The organism is Pseudomonas moraviensis (assembly GCF_900105805.1).
Classification (GTDB): Bacteria; Pseudomonadota; Gammaproteobacteria; order Pseudomonadales; family Pseudomonadaceae; genus Aquipseudomonas; species Aquipseudomonas moraviensis_A.
On sequence record NZ_LT629788.1, the window covers coordinates 2,242,585 to 2,259,840 of the forward strand.

The 17,256-nt window shown below is 64.1% G+C and carries 6 protein-coding genes; all 6 read left to right on the plus strand.

Annotated elements, in window-relative coordinates; all coding sequences use genetic code 11:
* Positions 1-61 precede the first annotated feature (61 nt).
* The gene (locus BLU71_RS10070; RefSeq protein ID WP_083352969.1) at positions 62-811 is read left to right on the plus strand and encodes an SDR family NAD(P)-dependent oxidoreductase; all 750 of its coding nucleotides are present in this window, start codon (positions 62-64) and stop codon (positions 809-811) included.
* 100 nt (positions 812-911) lie between these two features.
* On the plus strand, positions 912-2,210 hold the full coding sequence (locus BLU71_RS10075) for an MFS transporter (RefSeq protein WP_042610267.1): 1,299 nt from the start codon (positions 912-914) through the stop codon (positions 2,208-2,210).
* Positions 2,211-2,227: 17 nt separating this feature from the next.
* Positions 2,228-3,076, plus strand: a complete 849-nt coding sequence (locus BLU71_RS10080; protein ID WP_083352970.1) for a transketolase — start codon at positions 2,228-2,230, stop codon at positions 3,074-3,076.
* On the plus strand, positions 3,073-4,101 hold the full coding sequence (locus tag BLU71_RS10085; RefSeq protein WP_083352971.1) for a transketolase family protein: 1,029 nt from the start codon (positions 3,073-3,075) through the stop codon (positions 4,099-4,101). The genes BLU71_RS10080 and BLU71_RS10085 overlap by 4 nt, the downstream gene beginning before the upstream one ends.
* Before the next feature lie 62 nt (positions 4,102-4,163).
* The gene (locus BLU71_RS10090; RefSeq protein ID WP_083352972.1) at positions 4,164-5,108 is read left to right on the plus strand and encodes an alpha/beta hydrolase; all 945 of its coding nucleotides are present in this window, start codon (positions 4,164-4,166) and stop codon (positions 5,106-5,108) included.
* A 420-nt stretch (positions 5,109-5,528) separates the two neighbouring features.
* The gene (locus BLU71_RS10095; RefSeq protein WP_083352973.1) at positions 5,529-17,252 is read left to right on the plus strand and encodes a BapA/Bap/LapF family large adhesin; all 11,724 of its coding nucleotides are present in this window, start codon (positions 5,529-5,531) and stop codon (positions 17,250-17,252) included.
* The last annotated feature ends 4 nt before the right edge of the window (positions 17,253-17,256 follow it).

A 17,256-nucleotide genomic window follows, 5' to 3' on the forward strand; every position in this document is an offset into this window, starting at 1 on the left:
CAAGCTGAGTCATCGGTTTTTCACAGACCGACCCAATAAAAACAATTCGAGGGCCTCCTCCATGCTTCTTCAAGACAAAGTCGCAATCATTACCGGTGCCGCTTCTGCCCTTGGCATTGGCCGCGCCACCGCGACCACGTTTGCGCAACACGGCGCTCGCGTGGTGATTCTCGATCTCGATGCCGCCGCCGCGCGGGACGCCGCCGCATCACTGGGCGAAGGTCATCTCGGCCTGGCGGCCAACGTGGCCGACGAAGCGCAGGTTCAGCAAGCCGTCGCCGCCATCATCGAGCACTTCGGGCGCATTGATATTCTGGTCAACAACGCCGGCATCACCCAACCGCTGAAGACCCTTGATATTCGTCCTTCGGACTACGACAAGGTGCTGGACGTCAGCCTGCGCGGCACACTGCTGATGTCGCAGGCGGTGATTCCGCTGATGCGGCAACAGTCTCGCGGCAGCATCGTCTGCATGTCGTCGGTGTCTGCCCAGCGCGGCGGAGGCATCTTCGGCGGCCCGCATTACAGCGCGGCCAAGGCCGGGGTGCTGGGTCTGGGCAAAGCCATGGCGCGGGAGCTGGGGCCGGACAACATCCGGGTCAACTCCATCGCCCCGGGGCTGATTCACACCGACATCACCGGCGGCCTGATGCAGGACGAACGTCGACACGCCATCATCGAAGGCATCCCGCTGGGTCGCCTGGGTCAAGCGCAGGATGTTGCCAACGCCGCGCTGTTTCTGGCCAGCGACCTGTCCGCTTATCTGACCGGCATCACCCTCGATGTGAACGGCGGCATGCTGATTCACTGAGTACCTCTGGGCGGGCCCGCGTGGCCCGTGCGGTTCTGGATCGATGACGCAGCCGGGCCTGATGGCCTGGCGGTCAATAAAAACAAGAGATCAGACCATCATGACTACCCTGTCGCTCGAAGCGGTTTCGACCGTGCGTTCTTCTGCCTATCGCAAAACGGCCTGGCGCCTGATGCCATTCCTGATGCTGTGCTACCTGTGCGCGTATCTGGACCGGGTCAACGTCGGTTTCGCCAAACTGCAAATGATGAATGATCTGGCCCTCAGCGAAACGGTCTACGGACTGGGCGCCGGCGTGTTCTTCATCGGCTATTTCCTCTGCGAAGTGCCCAGCAACATCATCCTGCACAAGGTCGGCGCGCGAGTCTGGATTGCGCGGATCATGATCACCTGGGGCATCGTCTCGGCGCTGTTCGCCTTCGTCGAAACCGCCTGGCAGTTCTATGCCCTGCGCTTTCTGCTGGGGATTGCCGAAGCCGGCCTGGCACCGGGCCTGTTGCTCTACCTGACGTATTGGTTTCCGTCCTATCGGCGGGCGCGCATGACGGTGTTGTGGTTCATCGCCATTCCGCTGTCAGGCATGGTCGGTGGCCCGCTCTCGGGCTGGATCATGAACCATTTTGCCGGCGTGCATGGCTGGGCCGGCTGGCAATGGATGTTCGTCCTTGAGGCGGTGCCCACCGTGGTCGTCGGCCTGCTGGTGCTGAGCTATCTGAAGGACGGCGTGCATCAGGCGACCTGGCTCAATGACGAAGAAAAAGCCTTGATCACTCGCGAACTGGCCGAAGACGACCAGCAAAAGGTCACCCACGCCTCGGTCGGCGAGTTCATCCGCGACCGACGCTTGTGGCTGCTGGCGGCGATCTATTTCTGTGTGGTGATGGGCCAATACGCAATCACATTCTGGCTGCCGACACTGGTGCGCAATGCGGGGGTTTCCGATCCGCTGCACATCGGTTTTCTGACCAGCCTGCCTTACCTGTGCGCCATCGCCGCCATGCTCCTGGTCGGGCGCAGTGGTGACAAACATCGCGAGCGCCGCTGGCACCTGATCGTGCCAATGATCGCCGGGGCCATCGGCTTGAGCCTGGCAGCGATGATGGGCGGCAATTCGACCTTGTCGATCCTCAGTCTGTGCCTCGCCGCCTCGGGCATTTTGTCTGCCACCTCATTGTTCTGGATGCTACCGACCACGCTGCTCGGCGGGGTGTCTGCGGCTGCCGGCATTGCGGCGGTCAACAGCTTCGCCAACCTCGCCGGCTTCTGTTCGCCTTATCTGATCGGCTGGATCACCACCCTGACCGGCTCCAGTGCCATCGGCATGTACCTGATCACCGGTGTGCTGTTCCTCGGCGCCAGTCTGGTCCTGCGCATTCCCGCCGCTTTGGTCAATCGTTGAGTTAACGGAGTTTCATCATGACGACTAATCTTTCACACGCTGTATCGCCGAGCCTGACCGAACGCGCGCACAACATTCGCCGCCACGCGCTGCGCATGGGCCAGGTTCAGGGTCAGGGCTACGTCGGTCAGGCCCTCGGCGCGGCTGATCTGCTGGCGGTCTCTTACTTTCATGCGATGAACCATCGCCCGGCAGATCCGCAATGGGAGCAGCGCGATCGCTTCTATCTCTCCATCGGCCACTACGCCATCGCTCTCTACGCAGCGCTGATCGAAGCCGAAATCATCCCCCTCGATGAGCTGGAAACCTACGGCTCGGATGACAGCCGCCTGCCGATGTCGGGCATGGCCGCCTACACGCCAGGGATGGAAATCACCGGCGGCTCGCTGGGTCAGGGCCTGGGCATCGCGGTCGGCGCTTGCCTTGGACTCAAGCGCAAAGGTTCGTCCTCGTTCGTCTACAACTTGCTGTCCGATGGCGAACTGAATGAAGGCTCGACCTGGGAAGCGGTGATGTCGGCTTCGCACTGGAAGCTCGACAACCTGATCGCCATCGTCGACGTGAACAACCAGCAGGCCGACGGCTACTCCAGCGAGATTCTTTCGTTCGAACCCATCGTCGATCGCTGGCAAGCCTTTGGCTGGTTTACCCAGCGCGTCGATGGCAATGACCTTGACGCACTGGTGACTGCTTTCGATGCCGCACGCCAGCATTGGGGCAATCAACCGCGGGTGATCATCTGCGACACGAAAATGGGCAAAGGCGTGCCGTTTCTGGAGAACCGGGAAAAGAATCACTTCATTCGCGTCGAAGAACACGAATGGGACCTGGCACTGAGCAATCTTGCAGAAGGAAAAGACCAATGAGCAACGCCGCCAACACTTCGACTTCGACTTCTACTGGCGAGCCGGTGAAAAAGCGCCTGACCACCTCGGCGATGATTGCCTCGATTGCTTCCGAGGGTCAGGCGACCCGCTCGGCACCGTTCGGCCACGCCCTCGCGGCACTGGCAGAGCAGCGCGCGGACATCGTCGGGCTCTCTGCTGACCTGTCCAAGTACACCGACCTGCACATCTTCGCCAAGGCGCACCCGGAGCGTTTCTACCAGATGGGCATGGCTGAACAATTGCTGATGAGCGCTGCTGCCGGCATGGCGCGCGAAGGTTTCGTGCCCTTCGCCACCACCTACGCGGTATTCGCCTCGCGCCGCGCTTACGACTTCATCTGCATGGCCATCGCCGAGGAAAATCTCAACGTCAAAATCGTCTGCGGCCTACCCGGCCTGACCACCGGCTACGGGCCGAGCCACCAGGCCACCGACGACCTGGCGATTTTCCGCGCCATGCCCAACCTGATGATTGTCGACCCGTGCGATGCGCTGGAAATCGAACAGGCCGTGCCGGCCATCGCTGCGCACCAAGGTCCGGTCTACATGCGCTTGCTGCGCGGCAATGTGCCGCTGGTGCTGGACGAGTACGGTTACCAATTCGAGATCGGCAAGGCCAAGACCCTGCGCACCGGTAATGATGTGCTGATCATCTCCACCGGCCTGATGACCATGCGTTCACTGGAAGCGGCCAAGCAATTGCAGGCCGATGGCATTGATGTAGCCGTCCTGCACGTGCCGACCATCAAGCCTTTGGATGAGCAAACCATTCTCGCCGAAGCACGCAAATCCGGGCGTCTGGTGGTCACCGCGGAAAACAGCTCGATCATCGGTGGTTTGGGCGAAGCGGTTGCCGGGTTGTTGTTGCGCAACGGCGTGACGCCCACCTTCAGACAGATCGCTTTGCCCGACGCCTTCCTCGACGCCGGCGCCCTGCCGACGCTGCATAATCGCTATGGCATTTCGACCCCGGCCGTCTGCGCGCAGATCAAGGCCTGGCTGTAACTTCATCAGGAGCGGCGCTTCGATTCGGGGCGCCCGCTTATCCGTAAAAAGAGAGGCAGAACGTGAAAGCACATGAACTGCTTGATCCCGACTTCAACAGTTTTCTCACTCCCGGCGCAGAAACCTGGACGCTGGACACGCTGCCGGCGATTCGAGAACGTGTTCACGGGACATTCAAATCCGAACAACAAGCGCGCTGTGAAAGCCTATGGACAACGGCCCACGACGGCGAGGGTTTGCGCCTGTGCCTCTACCGGCCCGCCAGCGCGGCACGGGAAAAAAAACCGGCAGTCATCCTTTATCTGCATGGCGGAGGTTTCGTCCTCGGCAGGCCGGAAATGGCCGATGACTATCTGGCCGATCTCGCCGACGAACTCGCGGCAATCATCGTCGCCGTCGATTATCGCCTTGCCCCGGAACACCCCTTCCCCATTCCCCTCGAAGATTGTTACACCGCCCTCGGCTGGGTTTTCGCCCATCAGCAAGCGCTCAATATCGAGGCCGACAAAGTGATTGTCATGGGGCACAGTGCCGGCGCAGGTCTGGCAGCAGCGCTGGCGATCCTGGCGCGCGATCGCGGCGAATATTGCATCGCCAGCCAGGTGCTGATTTATCCAATGCTCGATTACCGCTCGGGCAGCTCTGCTTCGCCTCACCAAAACGGTACGACCGGAGTGATTGGCTGGCCGCCACAAGCCAACCAGTTCTGCTGGCAGTGCCTGCGCGGCAACCACGCGCTGGATGACTCGCGAATCGGCTGGTTCTCACCGGCCCTGCAGGAGGACTTGAGTAACCTGCCCCCGACGTTTCTGGCCGTCGGGGCGCTGGATCTGTTTCTGGAAGAGGACGTGGCATTCGCCATGCGTCTGTCCCGCACCGGTGTTGCCGTCGAGCTGCATGTCTACCCTGGTGCGCCGCATATGTTTGATAAACACCCCGGAAATGTTACCGATCAATCAGCCCGGGACATCGTTCGATCACTTCAGCGATCGATAGCTAGCGCATGAAATGCTCGACAGCCTGAAAATCCGCTGAAACGAAAAAGCCCGATTTCTTATACAAAGCCTTTCGCACTTCCTGCGCTTATTGATTAATACCTTCGCAGATGGGTGACTGCGCAGGTCGTCATCGGAAGTCGGCACTCCGATATTGATTGGCCATTACCCGTCACTCCTCACGTCATCATTTTTCTGCGAGCCATTGTGGAAATGTAAAAGACGACACATTTTGTTGCATCCAAATATCGGTTGGATCCAACGTCCCGACAAACGGTAGCTGCCTGAATATCCATTGATTTCAAACAGATAAAAGTTGGCAAAATGCCAATCAACGGAATCGCCAAAAATCAGGCAGCCTCATTTCAAACTCCCTATCTATGGTTTTAAAACCATCCGTGGACGTCCGCCCACCATTTACAGGGAGTAGTAATGGACAACATCGTCATTGCCGACAAAGCCAATTCTCAGCTCACTGCCCAGAACTGGGGCAATGTTCAGCTCAGTCAGCCGTCAGTTATACAAATGCCGGTGCGTCCGGACCAACTGGCGTCGACCAGTCGCAGCGGTCAGGATTTGATCGTCAATCTGAAGTCTGGCGAGCAAATCAAAATCTCCAATTTCTTTGTCACCAGCCCTGACGGCGTACCCAATGACATTGTTTTTCAAGGCGACGACGCGACGCTGTGGCAGGCGCGCTACAGCGCCGAACCGTTCAACGGATTCACCTTCGAGGAAATTGACTCGCTCGACGAACTGATCGCCGGCGTCGGCGTGGTCGACGGCGCAACGCCCGCGTGGGCGATTGCCGGGCTCGGTCTGTTGGGCGCGGGTGGTGCGGCGGCCGCTGCGGGTGGCGGCGGCGGCGGTGGTGGTGGCGGCGGTGATAACGCTGGCGACGCGACGCCCCCTGCTGCTGCGACCGGACTGACCTTGTCCGCGGACGGGCGAGTGCTGAGTGGTTTTGGCGAAGCGGGCAGTGTGGTTCAGGTGCGCGACGCGGCGGGTAATCTTCTGGGCTCCGCAACCGTCGGCGCCGATGGCAGTTTCCAGGTCGACCTGGGGACGCCGCAGAACAATGGACAACCCTTGGACGTTACGCTGACCGACCCTGCGGGTAACGTGTCCACGCCAGGTACGATTACCGCACCCGATACGACCGCGCCCACGGCGCCAGCCAATCTGAGTGTGAGCGCCGATGGCACGCGGCTAGGGGGGACCGGTGAAGCCGGCGCGACCATTCAGGTGCGCGGCGCCGATGGCACCCTGCTCGGCAGCGCCGTCGTGGCAGCGGACGGCACCTTCAGCGTTGTGCTCAGCCCTGCGCAAACCGGCGGTCAGCCGCTAAGCGTGAGTGCCACCGATGCGGCCGGAAATGCGTCGCCGGCCACGACGGTCAGCGCACCGGAAATCGTCGAACCACAGACGCCGGCCAATCTGGGCCTGAGCAGCGACGGCAGCCAACTGACCGGCACCGCCCGAGCGGGAACCACCATCGAGGTCCGCGCCGCCAATGGTGAATTGCTCGGGCGTGCGGCGGTGGGTGCTGACGGTACTTTCATACTCACGCTGATCCGCGCGCAAGCCAATGGCGAAGTCATCAGCATCGTGGCAATCAATAGCGTCGGTGCGCAATCGCCGACAGTCACCTTGAATGCGCCGGACATCACGGGTCCCGCCGCTGCAACCGAGGTGGCCGTCAGCAATGACGGGCTGTCAGTCACTGGCCGTGGCGAACCCGGCAGCACCGTCAGCGTCACCAATGCGCAAGGGGTGGTGCTCGGCACAGCGCTCGTCGCAGCCGACGGCTCGTTCAGCGTCCAGCTCAGCGCGGCGCAAATCGACGGTGAAGCACTGATCGTGCAGCTCACCGACGCCGCCGCCAATCCTTCGCCAGCCGTTACCATCATCGCCGTCGACCTTGATGGCCTGACCCAACCGAGCGATCTGGCATTGAGCGTGGACGGCACCCGATTGAGCGGGCGCGGCCAGGCCGGATCGACGGTGACTGTCCGCGATGCCAACGGCAATCTGCTCGGCTCGGCAGTGGTCGCAGCGGACGGCACGTTTACCGTGCAACTGAGCACGCCACAGAACAATGGCGATACGTTGCAGATCAGTGCAAGCGACAGCGCCGGCAATACCTCCCCGCCGTTGAATTATGTGACGCCGGACACCCAGGGCCCGGCGGCGGTGTCCGACCTCACTCTCGATGGTCAGGGACAGACGCTCACCGGCAAGGGTGAAATCGGCGCTTCGATCACCGTGCGCGATCCGGCGGGCAACATCATTGGCACCGGCACGGTCGGTACCGATGGCAATTTCACCGTCAACCTCTCGACCGCGCAGACCGACGCGCAACAACTGCAAGTGATTCAAACCGACGCCAGTGGCAACCCGTCCGCGCCGGTCAATGTGACCGCACCCGACCTGACGATTCCGGTTGCGGTGTCTGATGTGAGCATTTCGGCGAACGGCGCAGTGGTCTCCGGCGCAGGTCAGGCCGGCGCCACCGTTACCGTCACCGATGCGGGCGGGGTGGTATTGGGAACGGCGGTGGTCGGCAGCAACGGACGCTTCGAAGTCACGCTGTCCTCACCACAAACCAATGGTCAGAACCTCAGCGTCGTGCAGACCGATGGCTCGCCCACAGGCTCCCCGGCGGTACCGGTTGAAGCGCCCGACATTCAGGCCCCCGCCGCGCCATCGGATCTGGCGCTGGACGCCACCGGCACTGAGCTCAGCGGTACAGGCGAGCCCGGCGCCACCGTGACGGTGAAGGACGCGGCCGGCAACACGCTGGGCACGGCGATCGTCGACGGTACCGGCGCGTTTTCCGTGACACTGAACAGCCCGCAGATCGATGGTCAGCAACTGCAAGTAAGCCAGTCCGACGGCGTGAACGTTTCTCCCAACACGCCGTTGACGGCAGCGGATACCACGGCGCCGCTCGCACCTGACAACGTCGTGCTCAGCAGCAACGGCGTGACATTGAGCGGGACCGGACAGGCCGGCAGCACCGTCACGGTCAGCGCGCCGGATGGCTCGGTGCTTGGCACCACGGTAGTTGCCAGCGACGGTAGTTTTACCGTCAACCTGAGTCCAGCCCAGCTCGACGGGCAGGTATTGAGCGTCATCCAGACCGATGCGAGCGCCCTGCCCTCGCCGGTCACTCCGGTCACGGCACCCGACATCACCGCGCCGCCCGCACCGACCGGGCTGGTCATCGACCCGGCAGGCGCCACAGTCACTGGCACTACGCAGCCGAATAACACCGTGCAGGTGCTGGATGCCGACGGCAACGTCATCGGTACCGCGACCGCTGACGGCACGGGCGCATTCACGGTCAATCTGGATACCGCCCAGACCAATGGCGAAGCCTTGCAGGTGGTGGTGTCGGACGGCACCAACAGTTCGCTGCCAGGTAGCGTCAGCGCACCGGACAGCACGCCGCCGGCGGCGGTGAGTGATCTGGCGATCAATCCCGCCGGCACACAGGTGTCCGGTCTCGCAGAGCCCGGCACCACCGTCACCGTGAGCATTGCCGGCGGTAGCGTCCTGGGCACCGCAACGGCAGGTGCCGATGGCCGCTTCGTCGTCACACTGGATCCAGCGGCAGGCACTAGCAGCGCTCTGGAAGTGATCAGCACTGACGGCGGCGGCAACGACTCGCCGGCGGTGCCGCTGGCAGGTCCCGATGGCACTCAAGTCGCCACGCCGAGCGATCTGGCGTTGAGTGCCGACGGTTTCACCCTGACCGGTGCGGGCACGCCTGGCAGCACGGTGACAGTGACCAACAGCAATGGCGATGTCCTGGGCACCGGCCTGATCAACAGCTTCGGGCGCTTCACCCTGCTGCTCAGCGTCAAGCAGATCAATGCGCAAGTCCTGCAAGTCACCGCCACCAGCCCCGACGGTGATGTGTCGGTGCCTGGCACCGTCACCGCTGCCGATGGCACACCGCCGGACGCGGTGACCAATCTGGTGCTGAATGCCAACGGCACGGCGCTGACCGGTCGCGGCGAGGCCGGCGCAACGGTCACCGTCACCGACCCGGCAGGCACCGTGCTCGGTACTGCACTGGTCGCCAGCAATGGCACCTTCAGCCTGACGCTGACCCCGGCGCAGCTCAATGGCCAGGCGCTCACGGCGGTCCAGAGCGATGCCGCCGGCAACCTGTCGCAACCGGCCAGCATCATCGCTACGGACCTGCAACCGCCCGCCGCCGCTACCGGTGTCAGCATCAATGACGTCGGCACCGTGGTCAAAGGCCAGGGCGAAGCCGGCAGCACCGTGACCGTGCGCGATGCCGCCGGCAATGTCCTGGCGACTGGTCTGGTCGATCAGAGCGGCAATTTCCAGGTCACCCTGCCCAATGCTCAGAACACGGGCGAAACCCTGCAGGTCACCCTGACCGACGCCAACGGCAACACCTCGCCGTCCACCGGCGTGATCACCGTCGACGGCACCCCACCGGCCGCCGTGCAGAATCCGTTGATCAGCGCCGATGGCATTACCCTCAGCGGCACTGGTGAAGCAGGCGCAACGGTGAATGTCACCACCGCCGACGGCGTTCTGCTGGGCAGCGCCGTGGTCGGCGCGGATGGCTCGTTCAGCGTGACCCTGGCGCCAGCACCGACCAATGGCGAGGCGTTGGCGATCAGCCAGACCGACCCTGCCGGCAATGTCTCGCCGTCGACCAGCGTCAATGCGCCGGACATCAGTCCACCGGCGGCACTGACCCAAGTCGCCGTGAATGCCGATGGCGTCACCGTTACCGGCCACGGCGAACCCGGCGCCACCGTGTCTGTGCGCAGCGCTGACGGTACCTTGCTCGGTACCGCACAAGTCGGCAGTGGCGGCGCGTTTACCGTCACCCTCAACGCGCCACAACTGAATGCCGAAGTGCTGACCGTCACCCAAGAGGATCCGCCGGGCAATGTGTCCACGGCGGTTGAAGTCATCTCGGTGGATTTGACTGCGCCGGCAATTCCGAGCGCGCTGACCCTGAACGCGGCTGGCGTGCAACTGGCCGGTAATGCCGAGGCCGGCAGCACGGTGACCGTGCGCGACAGCCAGGGCAATCTTCTCGGCACCACCACGGCCGCTGCAAACGGCACCTTTCAAATAACGCTGAACAGCCCGCAGACCAATGGCCAGGCGCTGAACGTGACGGCCACCGACGCGGCGGGAAATCCATCGGCGCCGGCCATTGTCAACGCTGCCGACAGCAGCGCCCCGTTGGCGGCCAGCGATCTGGCAGTCAGCGCCAACGGTGCCACGCTCACCGGCATCGGCGAAATCGGCGCCAGCGTAGAAGTGCGTGACGCCGGCGGTGCGTTGTTGGGCACCGCCACCGTTGGCAGCAACGGCAATTTCAGCGTCACCCTGTCTCCAGCAGCCGTGGCCGGTTCGACTCTTTCCGTGGTGCAGATCGACGCCGCTGGCAACACCGGGCCGGCCAGCCCGGTCACCGCGCCGGGTAATCTGGCGGAAAGCGCACCGACCAATCTGGCCCTGAGCGCTGACGGCCTGACTCTGTCCGGCTCGGCCACCGCTGGCAGCACCGTAAGCATCCGCAATGCCTCGGGCGTGTTGCTCGGCACCGCGCTGGTAGCGGCGAATGGCACCTTCAGCGTCACGCTGAATGCCGCACAACTGAACGGCGAACAGCTGTCTGCCGTAGCGACGTCGAGCACCGGCGTCAATTCGTCCCCGACCGACTACACCGCTGCCGATATTGCTGCGCCAGCCCCGCTGAGCGAACTGAGTCTGGCAGCCAACGGTACTGCGTTGACCGGTCGCGGTGAAGCTGGTGCAACCGTAACGGTGCTCGGCACCGGCGGGGTTGTTCTCGGCAGCGCCGTAGTGGCAGCCAATGGCACGTTCAGCGTCACCCTCAGCCCGGCGCAAACCGCAGGCCAGACTTTGAGCCTGAGCCAGGCCGACGCCGCCGGCAACGAATCCAACAGCGTCAACCTGATCGCCCCGGACCTGATCGCGCCCAATCCGCCAGCGGCGCTGGTGGCAAGCGCTGACGGCGCGCTGCTGTCAGGTACCGGCGAGGCCGGCACCACGGTCAATGTGTACAACGCCGCCGGTACGCTGGTCGGCACCGGCACCGTGAGCATCGATGGCACGTTTGCGATCACCCTGACCACACCGCAAGCCAACGGTCAGGCACTGACCGTATCGCTGACAGATGCGGCGGGCAACACTTCGGCGGCCACACCGTTCACCTCAGTCGACAGCACAGCGCCAGCGGCTGTCACGCAACTGACCATCGGCGGCGACGGTGCAAGCCTGACCGGGCGCGGCGAACCGGGCGCGCAGGTTCGAGTCATCGACAGTGACGGCAACGTGCTTGGCACCGCCGTGGTCAGCCCGACCGGCACCTTCACTCTGACCCTGACCCCGGCGCTGACCAACGCCGAAGTGATCACCGTGGTCCAGGCCGATGCGGCTGGCAACGACTCGCCTGCCGTGAGCCTGACCACACCGGACTTCACTCCGCCCGATCCGCTCGCCAACGTCGACATCAACTCGTCGGGTGCGCTGGTCATCGGCACTGGCGAACCGGGCGCGACCGTGACCGTGCGCGATGCCAACGGCACCTTGCTCGGCACCAGCGTGGTACTCGGCGACGGCACCTTCAGCGTCACCCTCAATCCGCCGCAGATCAACGAACAGATTCTCAGCGTGCAGCAGGCCGATCCACCCGGTAACGTCAGCGCGCCGGTGACCGTCGTCGCGCCGGATCTGACCCCGCCGGCGACCCCGGCCGAGCTGCAGCTGAATGCCGATGGCGACACGCTCACCGGTACCGGCGAAGTCGGCGCCACTGTGCGGGTGACAGCGGCGGACGGCACCGAACTGGGTACCGGCACCGTCGGCAGCGATGGACGCTTCCAGATCAACGTGACCCCGGCGCAAACCAATGGCCAGGCGCTGTTCGTGGTGTTGGCGGATGCGGTCGGCAATGCCTCGCCTGCCGGCACTCTGACGGCACCTGACAGCACGCCTCCTGCCGCATTGACCGACGTCGATATCGACGCCAGCGGCAGCCTGATCACCGGTTCCGGTGCGGCGGGCTCGCAAGTGGTCGTCACCAACGCGCTGGGCACGATCGTCGGCACTGGCACCGTGCAGGCCGACGGCAGTTTCAACGTCACCCTCGATCAACCGCTGCTCAACGGCGAAGCCCTGTCGGTGATCCAGCGTGATGCGGCGGGCAATCCCTCGCCGATCGTCCCCGTCACTGCACCGGACGTCACCGTGCCGGCCGCGCCCACTGGCCTGGTGCTCACTGCCGACGGCTTGACGCTGACCGGCACCGGTGAAGCTGGCGCCACCGTACGCGTGCTCAGCGCGACTGGCACCGTGCTGGGCTCGGCAACCGTGGCCGGCAATGGCTCGTTCAGCGTGACCCTCAATCCGCCGCAGGTGAACGGTGAGCTGCTGAGCGTCAACCAGACCGATCTGGCGTCGAACACTTCGCCATCAGCGCCCGTGCAGGCAGGCGACACCACAGATCCGCTGGAAGTCGCCGACCTCAACGTCAGTCCGGATGGCTTGGCCGTAACCGGTACCGGCGAGCCTGGGGCAACCGTCACCGTGCGCGACGGCACCGTGGTGCTCGGCACCGCGACGGTGGCCGCAGACGGCAGTTTCAGCGTCACCCTGTCCGCCGCGCAGATCGATGGCCGCGCACTGTCCGTCGTGCAAGCCGACGCGCAAAACAACCTGTCCGAGCCGGTATTGGTCGACTCGCCGGACAGCACCGCACCGATCGCGCCAACAGTCACTTCGCTGACCGGCGCCGGCACTTTGCTCGCCGGGACCGCCGAAGCCGGCAGCACCGTCACCGTGTTGTCTGCCAACGGCACCGTGCTCGGCACAGCGGTGGCGCTGGGCAACGGCACCTACACAATCACCCTGAATCCGCCCCAGGCCAACGGTCAGTTGTTGTCGGTGATCGCAACGGATGAGGCGCAAAACGTATCGCCGGTGCTGCTCTACCCGGCGGCTGACACCACCGCTCCGGACGCCGTCACCGGTCTGACCATCAGCGGCGATCTGACCCAACTCGCCGGTCGTGGCGAAGCCGGCGCGACGGTCGAAGTGACCGACGCGCTGGGTAATGTGGTCGGCACTGGCACAGTGGCGGCCAACGGTACATTCCTGATCGATCTGGATCCGGGCATCACCGCCGGCCAGGTGCTGACGGTGAATCAGACCGACGTCGCAACCAACGTCTCGGCAGACGCCATCCTGACCGTTCCGGCGGTTCCAGCACCCGATGCGCCGGACAATCTTGTGCTGACAGCCGACGGCGTGACGCTGACCGGTACGGCGGCGATCGGCACCACCATCAATGTCTACGGGCCTGACAACAGTCTGATCGGCACTGGCGTCACTGGCGCGGATGGCACCTTCAGCGTAGTGCTCACGCCGGCGCAAACCAACGGCCAGAGCCTGGAAGTTACCGCCAACACCGCACTAGGCGGCGCGTCGCTGCCGACTGAAATCACCGCGGGGGACACCTCGGCGCCGGCGCCACTCAGCGATCTGGCGGTCAACGCCAGCGGCACACTGGTCACCGGTCGCGGCGAAGTCGGCGCAACTGTGACCATCACCGGCGCTGGCGGCGTGGTGCTGGGCAATGCGACGGTGGGCGCCAACGGCACCTTCAGCGCGCAGCTCAATGCGCCGCAGGTCAACGGTCAGGTGCTCAATGCGACTCAGACCGATGCGTCCAGCAACACTTCGCCCGGCCTTAACGTAACCGCGCCGGACATCACCCCTCCGGCGGCTCCGACGGCGCTGGTGCTCAGCGGCGCCGGTCTGGTGCTCGGCGGGCTCGGTGAAGCCGGCGCCACCGTCACCGTGCGCGGTGTCGGCGGCGCGGTGCTGGGCACTGCGACAGTAGCGGGCAATGGCACTTTCTCGGTGACCTTGTCCTCCGCACAACTCAATGGCCAACAACTGAGCGTCACGCAGAGTGATGCGGCGGGCAACGTCTCGCCAGCGACCAACCTCAGCGTCGCCGATACGACAGCGCCGGCACCGCTGAGCAATGTCACCCTGAACGGTACCGGCCTGGCCGTCAGCGGCACCGGTGAAGCCGGCGCCACAGTCAGCGTGACCAATGCGGCGGGCACCGTGCTCGGCACCGCCGTGGTCAATGCCGGCGGCACGTTCACCGTGCAACTGTCCAGCGCCCAACTGAACGGCCAGCAGCTGAACGTTCAGCAGGCAGACCCGGCGGGCAACCTGTCGCCGGTATTCAACCTGACGGCAGCGGATGTGCAGGCGCCAGTCGCGGCCAGCGGTCTGACGCTCGCTGCCAACGGTCTGACCTTGAGCGGTACCGGTGAAGCCGGTGCAACGGTCAACGTCTACGGCCCGGGCGGCGCGCTGCTTGGCACCACCACCGTGGGCAGTGGTGGCACGTTCAGCTTCAACCTGAACACCGCGCAACTGGACGGGCAATTGTTGACCGTGCGCCTGGTCGACCCGGCCGGCAATCTGTCGCCCAACGCCAGCGTGACAGCACCGGACGTCACCGCCCCCGGCGCACCGACCGGCGTCAGCGTCAACGGCAGCGGCACCTTGCTTACCGGCGTCGGCGTGCCCGGCTCGACGATCAGCGTGCGTGGCGCCGGTGGTGTGGTACTCGGCACCGCGACCGTCGCCGCCAATGGCAGCTTCTCGGTGGTGCTGGCGTCGGCGCAGATCAACAGTCAGGTGCTCAGCGTCACTCAGGCGGATCCGAGCGGCAACGTATCGGCAGCGGCAACCGCAACGGCACCGGACCTCACGCCTCCGGCGGCGGCCACGGCGCTGCTGGTCGGTGCCGACGGCCTGACCGTCACCGGTACCGGTGAGGCCGGCGCCACGGTGACCATCAAGTCGGCCACCGGCACCGTTCTGGGCACCGGCACGGTCAACAACCTCGGGGTGTTCACCGTCACCCTGAACAGTGCGCAGATCAACGGCGAAAAACTCACCGTCAATCTCAGCGACGCACGTGGCAACGTTTCGGTGGCCGCCAACGTCACCGCGCCGGATGTCGACGTCAACGCGCCAGTGGTCGCCAGCGATAACCTCGCCGTCGGCACTGTCACGCTGGCCCCGGTCACCGCGTCGCAGACCTTCAACGATTCGTTCACCACCCTGCTGGCCGGGTTCTCGAAAACCTTCACCTTCACCGTCGCCGGCGGTACGCGTCTTGATCCGACCCTGACGCTGACTACCAGCAGCCTGATTTCGCTGATCGATGGCGTGGTCTATACCCTGCAAGTGAAGGATGCCAGCGGCAACTGGGTCACCCTGGATGTCAACGGCAGCAGTGGCCTGCTCGATCTGATTGCCTTGGCCGGCCAGGGTGTGCGGGTCGACATCGGTAACCTGCTGTCAGGCGATTATCGACTGACCGTGTCGAGCACCGGCATCGGCGTGTTGACCACGGTCAATACCCAGCTGCAACTGGACGTCAGCAGCCTGACCCAGTTCAACGGCATTGCCGGGCCGGCGGTGACCGGCAACGTCATCACCAACGTCGGGGTCGATGGCACGGTCGATCAGACCGGTCCGGACAACGGCGCGCAATTGCAGATCTTCAAGAACGGCGCCTGGGTCAGCGCCGGTGCCGGCACCACCGTGCAAGGGCTGTACGGCACGCTGACGATCGACGCCAACGGCAACTACAGCTACAAACCGAACGGCAGTGTGGGCAGCGTCGGCAAAGTCGATGTGTTCAATTATCAACTGGTGCACCCGAACGGCTTGAGCGACACCGCCAATCTGTATGTGCGCATCGACAGCCCGCAAGCCACCGAAGTGTGGAATGACGCCAACCTCGGCAGCCCGGCACTGGTGGTGGATGCGACGCCGGACATCGCCTCGACCGACGTCACTCTGGTCAACCGCGAAGTCACCACCAACTCCGCGCTCGGCACGTTCAATGTGCTGCTGGGCGGCGGCAGCGGTAACTACAACACCGTGGTCGCGGCCGATACCGTCAGTGACCTGACCGTGGTGGTCAACTCGAGCAACCTGTTGGCACTGCTCGGCTCGATGACAGTGGGCCTGTACAAACTCAACACCGCGACCAACCAATATGTGCTGGTCAAGAGCTACGGCGGCAACGCCCTGCTCAACCTCGGCGGTGGTAACTACGGGATCAAGTTCGACGACCAGACCGCCGGCAGCTATCAGGTGCGGGTGGCGGTCGGCGGCCTCGGACTGCTGACCAGCGTCAACACCAGCCTGATCAACGTGGCGACCTACAACAACCAGTTCGTGGTCGGCAGCTACACGCCGGTGTCAGGCAATCTGCTCACCGACACCGCAGGCGGCGGTGCCGATGTGTTGGGCTCGGTGTACACCTTGCTCAGCGTACTGGTCGCCGGCAATTACGTGGCGCCGGGTTACAACGGCGTCTCGCTGGTCGGCAACTACGGCACCCTGCTGGTGCAGGCCAACGGCAACTACACCTACACACTCAAGGCTGGGCTGACCGATGCGGTGATCGGTCAGGAAGACACCTTCACCTATCAGCTCACCCACCCGAACGGTACGGTCGATACCGCGACGCTGACCATCGACCTGAACAAGGCCGGCGCTTTCGCCAGTACCGCGTTCTCGGCGCTGGCCAGCGATGACCTGGGTCTGGCCCACGCCGCTGGCAGCGAGCTGATCCAGGGCACCGAGGGCAACGACACTCTCGACGGCTCCCACGGTGGCGCCGTCACCCTGCAAGGTGGAGGTGGCGACGACACGCTGATCATCGCCGACCAGCAGTTCGCTTCGGTCGATGGCGGCAGCGGCACCGACACCCTGCTCTGGGCCGGTGGCGACGTGTCGATCAACCTCGGCGATCTGCAGAGCAAGATCCACAACGTCGAGATCCTCGACCTCAACCATTCCAGTGCGGTTGCCCTGACGCTGAACCTCAGCGACCTGCTGGCGATCACGTCCTCGGATAACAACACCCTGCTGATCAAGGGTGACGAAAAGGACAGCGTGCACATGACCGATGGCTGGGTCGCCGATGGCACGCAGCAAGCCGACGGCATCGACTATGTTCAATACACGGCGCAGGAGGATCCGAGCCACCACTTGTGGGTGCAGAACGGCATTCAAGTGGTTTGAAACA